Below are 11772 nucleotides of genomic sequence, written 5' to 3' on the forward strand. Positions count from 1 at the left end.
GGCCGTTCTGAGGAAACGACACCGACGATCTGTGGGATGACATCGCCGGCGCGGCGGACAATTACCGTATCACCAATCATCAGCCCCAGCCGTTCGACCTCATCAGTGTTGTGCAGGGTGGCATTGCTGACCATAGCGCCAGAAACCAGCACCGGCTTAAGCCGAGCCACCGGGGTGATGACGCCGGTACGCCCCACCTGAAACTTCACATCCCGCACCTGGGTCAATTGCTCTTGGGCCGGAAACTTATAGGCAATAGCCCAGCGCGGCGCGCGGGCGACAAACCCCAAACGCTGCTGTAGTGCCAGGGAATCCACCTTAATGACCACGCCGTCGATATCAAATCCGAGCGTCGATCGCGCCTCGTACACTTGTTGATAAAACTCCAGCACTGCGGCGCTGCCGGTGCAGCGGCGAACGTAAGCGCTAACCGGTACACCCCAGGCTTTAAACTGCTGCAGCCTCTCCCAATGACTTTCCGGCAACGCGCCGTCTTCCAGCAGGCCAGCGCCGTAGCAATAAAACGTCAGCGGTCGCTTGGCGGTAATAGCGGGATCCAGCTGGCGCAAGGAGCCAGCGGCGGCGTTGCGCGGATTAGCGAAAACTTTACTCCCTTCCCGTTTGGCAGTCTCATTCAGCCGCTGAAAACCCGCTTCTGACATGAACACTTCACCACGGATTTCTAGCAGGTACGGCAGGTTGCCGTTATCTTTCAAACGCAGTGGAATAGTACGAATGGTCCACACATTGGCGGTGATATCCTCGCCGGTGGTGCCGTCGCCGCGGGTGGCGGCTCGCACAAGCTCGCCGTTTTCATATAACAGGCTGACTGCCAGACCGTCTAGTTTAAGTTCGCAGCAGTAGGTCATGTCATTCTCGCGCTTAAGCCTGTCCCGCACCCGCTTGTCGAACGCTAGGAAACCGTTTTCTTCAAAAACGTTATCCAGCGAGAGCATAGGCACTTCATGACACACTTGGCTGAAGCTGTTCAGCACCTGCCCTCCGACTCGCTGGCTGGGGGAATCGGTGGTCAGCAGGTCAGGTCGTTTAGCTTCCAGTTTGCTCAGTTCTGCCATGACCCGGTCATATTCGCTATCGGGCACTTCAGGGGCGGATTCTACGTAGTAAAGGTATTCCCAATGTCGCAACTGCTCACGCAGCTGCAGGATCTGTTGTTCTATCTGTTCCATGATGTACCATCAGCAGCAAAAACCCAGCGAGCCCTGGAGCTGAGGAATAGCACTATTTTAGCAGTAACCAGCAGGATAATCATAGCCGTAGACGGCGGGGCACTTGGTGACGTCTATTCGACCGACTAGGTTTCGTCACGGCGCGGCCGGTTCAATCGTACGGTCAAGAGCCAGCATTAGCGTCCCAGCGCCTGGCGAATGCGCGNTTTATACCCGTCCAGCTTCTGCTGGGTTATCATGCGCCGTTTGTCGTCAAGCACGACGCCGCCGCAATCATTAGCGATACACTGAGCGGACTGCAACATCAGTTTAAGGTTCTGATGGGCATCACCATAGGAAGGTACCGTCATGAACATAGAGATCCCTAAAGTGGTGAAGTCAGCGATATCGTCAGGATTAAAAGAACCGGGCTTGACCATATTGGCCAGGCTAAATAGCACTGGTCCGCTGCCGGCAGGGTTTAGATGGCGGTGAAAAATATTCATTTTGCCGAACTGAAAACCGGCCTGCAGTATACTTTGCAGCAATTCCTCGCCGCCTAACACCGTCCCGTTATGGGCGGCGACATGGAGCACCAGCACCGTTTCTTTTTCCCGCACCTGCAACGGCTTCGCCACGTCCACGTTTACGAGGTCAAGAGCAGCGGGCGGCACCACCTGCCCATCCTGTGACACGACAGGACGCAAGAACGGCACGTCGTCGTCGATACGGCCGATATCCACGTCGTCGTGATGACGCATATGCGCCACGAGAACCTCACCCACCCCCTCATCAGACAGCGACGGCTCGTCCTGATCCTGACGTTCTTGTTTCAGTCGATTGACCGAGCGGTCGCGAAAAACCGAGGAGCGCTCTTTACGACTGGTCCATAGACCATGTAAAAGTAACGCTATAATTGCGATCGTACCCACTACGATTAATATCAGACGCAAACCCTGCATCACTTGTCATCTCATCTGTTCTAATTCATTACACATTGCCATAGCGGCAAACATTTACTCTCTTAACTGTATTTGCCTACATACTGTATTTGCCTACATGAGTAAGTGCAAGTCTGCGGGTGCTTTCTGGCAAAAAGAGTTTTGCAAGCTATTTTTTCTGCTTTTTCAGACAAAATTAACCAATAGGCAGTTATAAACTCTAAAAAATAGTTATAACCTTATCTATTCGGATAAAATGGCGAAAAACGACATCCAAAAAGATATAAATTTCTATATCGGCGTGCATTATTTTCGCTGATTGGCGCGTTTAATCATGCTGCTCGGAATTAAACACTACGTACTGCTACCGCTATTAGGCGGCGCTTTTTGGTGGCTGTATTGACAGATCAGCATCTGGATCCCGCAGTTGATGAGCTACATTACATTGTGCGTGCTGGTGGTGCTACTGGTATTCTATTATTTCCTCAGTATCGTGGCCCATGTTGATAGCCGCTCTGTTCAGTGGCCTGTTTGCCGAACGGTTGGAATCGCACACGACAGGTCACGTTGCCCAGGACAGCGGCCTAGTGGATTTGATGCGAGATACGCTGCGTATGTTGCACCGCGAATTGATGAATATTACACTATCACACTGATATTACTAGTTCTGTATTTTATCCCCGCCATCGGCCAAACGCTGGTTCCAGGGTTGTAGCTCCTCTTCAGAGCCTGGATACTGGCGATTCAATACCGCTATTATCCGTTCGATAATCAATAAGGTCCCGTTTCCAGCGATAAGAAGCCCGGCTGCACCTTCATAAGGTGGTGAGTATGCAGTTCCTGGGTGCTGGTAAACCTGTTTACCCTGATACCAATGGTGAATCTAGTGATATTACCAGTGGCGGTGTGTGGTGCTACCGGTAATATGGGTTAAAAGACATCGAGCCGGCTATACTAATATCCGGTTCTTAAAAAATTATATCTTAATAATATAACGGTATACTATACTATCATTTCTACCCCTATTCTGAAAGGGTATGCTATGCTGAAAATCTCTTTCTTTTTCACCCGAACTAGTAAGGACTAAGTCATAAGCAAAATTTATGAAGTAAATTCACTAGTCACTCCGCTGGTCCCTATAAACCGTATAGGCAATGGTCGCATCCTGGCGAAGGTGGAATGGCATAATCCCAGCTTCAGCGTCAAATGCCGCATCGGCACGAACATGATTTAGGACGCAGAGAAGAAGCGGGGTGTGCTTAAACTGGGTGTGGAGCTGGTGGAGGGAGCCTACCAGCGGCAAACCGGCATTGCTCTGGCCTATGCTGCGGAGAGACCCGCGGCTACAAAATAACGCTGACTATAACTGAGACGATGAGCAGCGAGCGCCGTAATCTTTTGAAAGCGCTGGGCGCTAACATGATGCTGACCGACAGTCTGAAAGGAATGAAAGGCGTCATTCTATTGCCAAGGCAGAAGAAATTGTCGCGACCGATTCCCGAGCGTTTCCTGATGTTGTAGCAGTTCAGTAATCCGGTTTAAGCCGGCCATTCACGAGCAGACCACTGGACGGAGGAAATCTGGCAAGACATCGACGGCCACATATACGTCTTTATCACCCCGGGGTCGGTTACCGTGGGCACCATCACCGACGTTAGCCGTTATCTGAAAAATACTCAGGGTAAGAACGTGTTTACTTTACCATCGCATTCGAACCTCTACTGATTCACCCATAATCACCTAGGCGCTGCCGGGGACGAAATCAAGCCCGGACCGCATAAAATCCAGGAAATCGGCGCCGGTTTCATTCCCAATAATCTAGATCTGAAACTTATCGATCGGGTTGAGAAAATCACTAACGATGAGGTCATCAGAACCTCATAGTGCCTGGTGGATATAAAGAAGGCATCCTGGATAGCATTTCTTCCAGCGAGCGCTATCTCAGCACCACACTGTTTACTTCGCCTGAATTATAATAACGTCTGCTAAGCCAGCTTTTTGAAAAAAGCACCCTAGTGGGTGCTTTTTTTACATACTTGATCATATTGTTATCCCCCACTAATTGATTTAGTTAGTTCTTTCTTGTATTTAATAAAGAGATTAATTATTAATATTAAATTAATCATTATATTAATATTAAATTAGAAATAAACGATATATATCATATATATTTTATAATAAAGTATTATAATAATTAATATCAAAAACATTCATACATAAAATTACGTAATTAAGCAATTAATGCTGTGACGCCATGTCAGGACGAGTATCTCCTACGATTGCGCCACAGACTGCGACAACTATACTATAGGCTAAAGTGAATCTTTTAGGCTAAACTTTAGCTCCATAACACTGATATCGTGTAATAAGTTAGGGAAATAAGATGTACCAGCAAGAAGTTATGATTACTGCTCCTAATGGCCTCCATGCCAATCTCGCCGCTCAGTTTGTCAAGGAAGCCGAAGGCTTTAGTTCCGAAATCACCGTGACTTCCAATGGAAAAATCTCCAGCGCGAAAAGCCTGTTCAAACTACAAACCCTTGGTCTGACGCAGGGTACCGTCGTCACTATCGCCGCGAAAGGCGAGGATGAATAAAAGGCGGTAGAATATTTGGTTAAACTGATGACAGAGCTTGAGTAACATGCGGCCTGGTTTTTTAGTTAATATATATCATGAGTAAGGTAGTGTTATGATTTCAGGCATTTTAGTATCACCTAGTTTCGCCTTTGGTAAGGTGCTGCTACTAAAAGATGAGATTATTATCAACCGAAAAAAGATTACCCCGGACCAAAAGTTGAGCCAGAAGTTGAACGCTTTCTTGCTGGACGCGCCAAAGCCTCCGCGCAGAGCTGTAAGCAATCAAAGCCAAAGCTTGTAAAACCTTCGGTGAAGAAAAGAAACCATCTTCGAAGGCCATATCATGTTATTTGAAGAAGAGCTTGAGCAAGACATCATAACCTTTATCAAATAAGAAACTCGCCAGAGCGGATTGCCGCTGTCTATACCGTGATTGAAACGCAGGCCAAAGCGCTGGAAGAACTCGACGACGAATACCTAAAGGAACGTGTCATCGATGTGCGCGATATCGATAAACGTTTGCTGCGCAATGTTCTCGCTATGCCTATTATCTACTTGAGCGCCATCAGCGAGGAAGTCGTGCTGGTAGCGGTGGATTTGACACCGTTAGAAGCTGCGCAGCTGAATCTGGATAAAGTGTTGGGCTTCGCACAGATATCGGCGGCCTTACCTCCCATACTTCCATTATGGTGCCCTCGCTGGAGCTGCCGACGATTGTTGGGACAGGTAACATTACCAAGTAGATCGCCAACGGCGATTATTTGATTCTGGACGCCATCAACAATCAGATTTATATTAATCCCATACCGGCAGTGGAAAAGCGCTGCAAAGCCAAATACGTCGCAGAGAAGAGCGAACTGGCCAAACTCAAAGAATCTGCCCGCCACCGCGCTTGACGGCCATCAAATGGAAGTCTGCCCTAATATCGGCTCTGTGCGCGACGTGGCGGGCGCTGAATGTAACGGCGAAGAAGGCATGGTCTTGTATCGCAAAGAGTTCCTGTTTATGGACTGCGATTCATTGCCTAGTGAAGAAGAGCAGTTCCAGACTTACAAACCTGTGGCGGAATCCATGCCTAAAGGTTCTATTATCGTGCGCACTATGATGTGGGTATCGGCGGCGACAAAGAATTGCCATATATAAATATGAATCTGCCAAAAGAGGACAATTCTTTCCTCAGCTGACGCGCCATCCGCATCGGGTTCGATCGTAAAGATATGCTGCATGCGCAGATGCGAGCCATTCTGTGCGCCTCGGCGTTCGGCAAGCTGCGCATCATGTATCCGATGATCATTTCCGTGGAAGAAGTGCGCACCGTGAAGCATAAACTCTCGCTGTTAAAATCGCAGCTGTGCAAAGAGGGCAAGGCCTTCGATGAGGGCAGCGAAGTTGGCGTGATGGTGGGAACAGCCCACTGCCGCGGTTATCGTGCGCTATCTGGCGCAGGAAGTCGATTTTTTTAGTATTGTGACAAACTACCTGAACCAGTATACTCTCGCCGCAGCGCGGTAATGAGTTTATTTCTCATCTGTATAATCCCATATCTCCGGCGGTACTGACATTAATTAAGCAAGTCATTGACGCGTCTCATGCTACGGACAAATGAACCAGTATGTGCGGCGAGCTAGCGGGAGACGAACGTGCTACACTACTTTTATTATGGATAGAACTGGATGAATTTAGTATGAGTGCTATCTCTATCCCGTGCATCAAGAAAATTATTCTCAACACCAATTTTATATATGAAAAATTATTATATGAAGCATTATCTCAGCTAACATAGGAAGAGTTGATGAATCTGATCAACAAATTTATTGAAGAAAAAAGTTTTGCTTATTTTACGACGCTGACCCGATATAAACATTTAGGAGAAGATTATGGGTTTGTTCGATAAACTGAAATCTCTGGTTTCTGATGACAAGAAATACGCGGGAAGCATTGAAATAGTTGCACCTCTTTCGGGGGAAATTGTAAACATTGAAGATGTTCATTATGTAGTTTTTGATGAAAAGATCGTGGGTGATGGGATCGTCATCAATCCCAGTGGCAATAAAATTGCCGCTCCAGTAAGACGGGACGATCGGTAAAATTTTCGAGACTAATCACGCTTTCTCTATCGAATCCAACAGCAGCATTGAGTTGTTTATCCATTTCGGTATTAACACCGTTGAGCTGAAAGGTGAAGGATTCCGCCGTATCGCTGAAGAAGGTCAGCGTGTGAAAAAAGATGACGTTGTGATCGAGTTCAATCTGCCGTTGTTAGAAGAAAAAGCAAAATCGATCCTGACGCCGGTAGTGATTTCCAACATGGATGAAATCAAAGAACTAGTGAAATTGTCCGGCAGCGTCGTGATCGGTGAAACGCCAATCATCCGCATCCGCAAGTAGACCCCTACCCCTTCATTGCCGGCCTCAGCGACGGTCAGACACAACTATAACACAGCACTCAATGAGCGCTGCTGATTTTTGCTGTCGGCGGCCACGCCGTAAGCAGTTTTACTGCCAGCGGGGTAGCCGCAAATGAATTTGCAGTCCTCTCTCGCGGCCGTTATAGGCGCGACCAACCCGCTTTGCGTCAACAACACCTTGCTGGTGATCGCCAGCCCCACAGGCCGTAGCCCTTACCGCTTTGCGATTAATTCACCTGCACAAAGGAAAGGGATTGAAGATACTGGACAGTTTCTCCTCTGCAATCCCCGGCCCCTGGTCGACCAAGCTAATCGTGAGCAGGCGATCTTTGACCGCTAGCTCCCAATCCCTCTTACCCTTAACCCGGCAATGAAAAACGCAGCGTATTTCACACGATGTTTTCCGCCGCGCAGCGCATCAGTTCCACTTTGCCTTTGACAGTATAGTCCCGCCGGCTGCTAGGCGGTCAGCGCAATTATCATGCGGGTGAGCTGCGCCTCGTAAAGGGCGTCATTTACCATCGCTAGGGTATATCGACATGGTAATAATCTAACGATGTTACTATCCCTGGCCAGCCGCAGCTAGACAAATCAGGTTGATATAAAAGGAGAGTCCGGATGAAGAAAACCACTTTCGCGCTACTGTTGGCCTTGTTTAGCCCCTCCTTCTGGCTGCCCCCCGACGGTAATTTCCACCCAGACAAAAAGCCTTACTTCGATCAAACAGGCGAAAACCATGCGCGATGGCGTCTAGGTAACGCTGAGCGGGAATATTCATCGTTAGTTTGGCAAGGAAACTATGAATTTCATGACAAAACTAGCTCACTAGTGCTGCATATCGCGCCGGACGATTGGCACGGGGACGGATATCCCCCGACGATCTCATTGTCTTTAGTGGTAGACTGCATAAAGGCCAGAAGGGGATGTCGGTGGCGGTTTGAGCAGCTGCAAAAGCAATAATCGCGCGGCGCTAAGACACGGCGAGCCCGCCCGCCTGTATCTCCTTGTCTCAATACTCATGATCCTCAATAAGCCGTTTGCCCAGTAATACGCTGTCTTGTATTTCGTATCCGAGTTTTTCGGACATATTAATGACCGCGTTGTTCTCACCGCACACTATCAGATTTATTTTTGGACAGCCGCGGGCAATCAATTTTTTTTCCAGCCGGCTTATCAGCGCATTAGCGATACCACGCCCACGATAATCTGGATGCACCCCCAGGTAGTAGGCGGAGCCGCGGTGGCCGTCATAACCACCCATCACTGACCCCACCACTTCCCCAGCAACTTCCGCCACCAGAAAAAGATCGGGATCATGGTTCAACTTACGCTCAATATCCATTTCTGTATCGTTCCATGATCGCAGTAAATCGCAGCGTTCCCATAGCGTAATGATCTCTTCAAAATCGTCATGACGAAATACTCGAATTTCCATAATTGCCATCGCCGCTACAGAGTAATGAATGAGTTAACTGATTATCACGTTATTTGCGTTGAAGGCAAATAACTCCGGCGCAGTTTGTGACTCTTTAGCTCGCTTTCGCTCGAACAGCGTCGTTCATCTCCGCACAGCCCCCATGCGCCGCTCCTAGGCATCGTTTTGGCCTGCAACGGTTAGTGTTACGGCCCCACTGGGGTTATACTAGTGTGGCTTCGCCTTTTCACCGCTTGCATACAGACATTAGCGATGGAACAACCGGATATCGAATATATCAACACCTATCTCCTTGGGCTGCAAGAGACGATTTGCGCTGCATTGACCACTGCCGACGGCGGCGCCGTTTTCCATGAAGATCTCTGGCAGCGCGCCGGAGGAGGAGGCGGACGGACACGGGTACTGCGCCAGGGCCGGGTCTTCGAGCAGGCTGGTGTGAATTTCTCGCGGGTGTATGGTGGCGCCCTGCCGGTTTCTGCCACCGCCCACCAACCGGAACTTGCCGGACGATCGTATCAAGCCATGGGCGTCTCGCTAGTCGTGCATCCGGAAAATCCCTTCATACCCACCAGCCACGCCAATGTACGCTTTTTTATCGCTGAAAAACCGGGCAAGGCATCCATCTGGTGGTTTGGCGGAGGTTTCGACCTGACGCCGTTTTACGGCTTTCACGAGGATGCAGTTCACTGGCACCGCACGGCACAAGCGCTCTGCCTTCCGTTCGGCGGCGACGTCTACCCACGCTATAAACGGTGGTGCGATGACTATTTTTTTCTCAGACACCGCAACGAAACGCGCGGTATTGGCGGGCTGTTTTTCGATGATTTGAACACCCCCGATTTCCAACAGACCTTCGCCTTTGCCCGCGCCGTCGGCCAGGGATATCTGGACGCTTATTTGCCCATCGTCGAACGGCGCAAGTCTCATGCCTGGGGCGAACGCGAGCGGCAGTTCCAGCTTTATCGCCGCGGCCGATATGTCGAGTTCAATCTGGTGTGGGATCGAGGCACGTTATTCGGTTTGCAATCGGGCGGCCGCACCGAGTCTATTCTGATGTCGATGCCGCCGTTGGCCCGCTGGGAATATCATTACGAGCCGCCGCCCAATAGCCCTGAAGCCGCGCTATATCGCGATTTTTTGCCAGTCCGCGACTGGCTGCAGGAGTAACGCCATGGAAATCTAGGTGGATGCCGATGCTTGTTCCCGAGTGATTAAAGACATCCTGTTTCGCGTCGCTGGGCAGCATCGAGCAGCATAAAATACAGGTCACTCTGGTAGCTAATCAATCGCTGCAGGTACTGCTGTAACGCCTTATTCGTACATTGCGCGTGGCCCGCCGGTTTTGACGTGGCGGACAATGAAATCGTCAAGCGTGGCGCCCGCCGCGGGCGATCTGGTAATTACTGCTGACATTCCACTGGCGGCGGGAGTGCTGGCGCTTTTAATCCACGCGACGAGCTTTATCGGCAAGCCACGATTCGCGAAAAACTGACCTTACGGGATATTTTAATGGATACACTGCGCGACGCGCAGGCCATTCTGGCGCTGACTTTTATGTGGCTATCAATTATAGTCATCATAATAATCAGAAAAAGCGTATTTCATTCTACATCTTGTTGATATAGTGTTATCCTAAAGTTAATCCTCACTTATGCGGGTAATAGTATTCAATTCATGGAGTAGAGAAATGAATCAGTTAGAAGGTCTAAAGCAATTTACCACCGTCGTGGTCGATAGCGGAAACATCGAGTCCATCCGTCATTATACACCACAAGATGCCACTACTAATCCGTCTTTAATCCTGAAAGCCGCCAGCCTCACTGCCTATCAGCCGCTTTTTGAAGACGCGCTGGCTTATGCCAGAAAACAGGGTGGCACCCGCGAAACGCAGATTATTAACGCCAGCGACAAATTAGCGGTCAATATCGGCGTGGAGATTCTGAAAAACGTGCCAGGACGCGTCTCTACCGAAGTAGATGCTCGCCTTTCCTTCGATCGAAGCATGTGTGTCGCTAAGGCCCGTAAATTGGTGGCCCTCTATCAGGAACAGGGCATTAATAAATCCCGTATTCTCATTAAGCTTGCTTCTACCTGGGAAGGGATTCAAGCCGCGGAAGAGCTAGAGAAAGAAGGCATAAACTGTAATCTGACACTGCTGTTCTCCTTTGCGCAGGCACGCGCCTGCGCTGAAGCAGGCGTGTATCTGATTTCACCATTTGTCGGTCGCATTTACGACTGGTATAATCAGCGCAAACCGCTTGATCCGTACGTAGTCGATAAGGATCCTGGCGTGGTGTCGGTGCGCAAAATCTATGATTATTATAAACAGTACCGTTATCAAACCGTTATCATGGGTGCCAGCTTTCGTAAAGTAGAACAGATTCTGGCGCTGGCCGGTTGCGATCGCCTGACTATTTCCCCTGCCCTGCTGGAAGAGCTGCACAAAGTTGATGGGCGCGTTGAGCGTAAACTTTCTCCCTATACCGAAGGTTTCCACCGACCGTCGCCGCTGTCTGAATCGAAATTCCGCTGGGAACATAACCAGGATGCGATGGCCGTGGACAAACTCGCCGAAGGCATCCGCCAGTTCGCGGTTGATCAACAAAGCCTGGAAGATCTTTTGGCGGCAAAACTGTAACCTTTGGAGCATCTTATGATATCAAGAAAAGCGCTTGCTAATGCCATCCGTGCGTTAAGCATAGACGCTGTGCAAAAAGCCAATTCCGGCCATCCCGGGGCGCCGATGGGCATGGCGGATATCGCTGAAGTCCTGTGGCGCGATTACATGAACCATAATCCGTCCAATCCGAAATGGGCCGACCGCGACCGTTTTATTCTTTCCAATGGGCACGGCTCAATGCTGCTTTACAGCCTGTTGCACCTCACCGGCTACAATCTGCCGATGGAAGAATTGAAAAACTTCCGGCAGTTGCATTCTAAAACGCCGGGGCATCCGGAATACGGCTACACCGATGGTGTGGAAACCACGACCGGACCTCTGGGCCAGGGCATTGCCAACGCCATCGGTATGGCGATCGGTGAACGTACTCTGGCAGCGCAGTTCAACCGCCCCGGCCATGAGATTGTCAATCACCACACCTATGTTTTCCTTGGCGACGGATGTATGATGGAAGGCATCTCCCATGAAGTCTGCTCGCTGGCCGGCACCATGAAGTTGGGAAAATTAGTGGCTTTCTACGACGATAACGGCATCTCCATCGACGGCGACATCAAAGGCTGG

6 protein-coding genes and 7 pseudogenes are annotated in these 11772 nt (G+C 49.7%); 10 read left to right on the top strand and 3 right to left on the bottom strand.

Features of this window, described 5'->3' with window-relative positions:
* A pseudogene (ligA, locus tag BG74_RS15370) lies at positions 1-1190 on the bottom strand (NAD-dependent DNA ligase LigA); the annotation flags it as partial.
* A 206-nt stretch (positions 1191-1396) separates the two neighbouring features.
* Positions 1397-2134, bottom strand: a pseudogene (zipA, locus tag BG74_RS00470) (cell division protein ZipA); the annotation flags it as partial.
* Between the two features lie 295 nt (positions 2135-2429).
* Between zipA and cysZ the strand changes: the two are divergent.
* From cysZ to BG74_RS00500, 6 genes and pseudogenes are all read left to right on the top strand, one after another.
* Positions 2430-3044 (top strand): annotated as a pseudogene (gene cysZ, locus BG74_RS09745) (sulfate transporter CysZ).
* A 381-nt stretch (positions 3045-3425) separates the two neighbouring features.
* Positions 3426-3991: pseudogene (locus tag BG74_RS00475) on the top strand (pyridoxal-phosphate dependent enzyme); the annotation flags it as partial.
* A 502-nt stretch (positions 3992-4493) separates the two neighbouring features.
* The gene (locus tag BG74_RS00480; RefSeq protein ID WP_066595687.1) at positions 4494-4706 is read left to right on the top strand and encodes an HPr family phosphocarrier protein; all 213 of its coding nucleotides are present in this window, start codon (positions 4494-4496) and stop codon (positions 4704-4706) included.
* A gap of 94 nt (positions 4707-4800) precedes the next feature.
* Positions 4801-6471, top strand: a pseudogene (gene ptsI, locus BG74_RS00490) (phosphoenolpyruvate-protein phosphotransferase PtsI).
* Between the two features lie 94 nt (positions 6472-6565).
* Positions 6566-7076 (top strand): annotated as a pseudogene (crr, locus tag BG74_RS00495) (PTS glucose transporter subunit IIA).
* Positions 7077-7714: 638 nt separating this feature from the next.
* On the top strand, positions 7715-8056 hold the full coding sequence (locus tag BG74_RS00500) for a hypothetical protein (RefSeq protein WP_066595698.1): 342 nt from the start codon (positions 7715-7717) through the stop codon (positions 8054-8056).
* A 49-nt stretch (positions 8057-8105) separates the two neighbouring features.
* Here BG74_RS00500 and BG74_RS00505 read toward each other — a convergent pair whose 3' ends face one another.
* Positions 8106-8531, bottom strand: coding sequence for a GNAT family acetyltransferase (locus BG74_RS00505; protein WP_066595703.1), 426 nt, complete (start codon positions 8529-8531; stop codon positions 8106-8108).
* 252 nt (positions 8532-8783) lie between these two features.
* On the opposite strand from BG74_RS00505, the gene hemF reads away from it, so the two are divergent.
* The 4 genes and pseudogenes from hemF to BG74_RS15380 all read left to right on the top strand — a co-directional run.
* Positions 8784-9698 carry an oxygen-dependent coproporphyrinogen oxidase gene (gene hemF / locus BG74_RS00510; RefSeq protein ID WP_066595710.1) on the top strand — a complete coding sequence of 305 codons (915 nt, stop codon included), beginning with the start codon at positions 8784-8786 and terminating at the stop codon, positions 9696-9698.
* A gap of 16 nt (positions 9699-9714) precedes the next feature.
* Positions 9715-10055, top strand: a pseudogene (locus tag BG74_RS15375) (DUF188 domain-containing protein); the annotation flags it as partial.
* Positions 10056-10218: 163 nt separating this feature from the next.
* Positions 10219-11169, top strand: coding sequence for a transaldolase (gene tal / locus BG74_RS00515; RefSeq protein ID WP_066595721.1), 951 nt, complete (start codon positions 10219-10221; stop codon positions 11167-11169).
* Between the two features lie 15 nt (positions 11170-11184).
* Positions 11185-11772 (top strand): thiamine pyrophosphate-binding protein (locus BG74_RS15380; RefSeq protein WP_305809553.1); only part of this gene is annotated, 588 nt, incomplete at its 3' end.

This window comes from Sodalis-like endosymbiont of Proechinophthirus fluctus, from assembly GCF_001602625.1.
Taxonomy (GTDB): Bacteria; Pseudomonadota; Gammaproteobacteria; order Enterobacterales; family Enterobacteriaceae.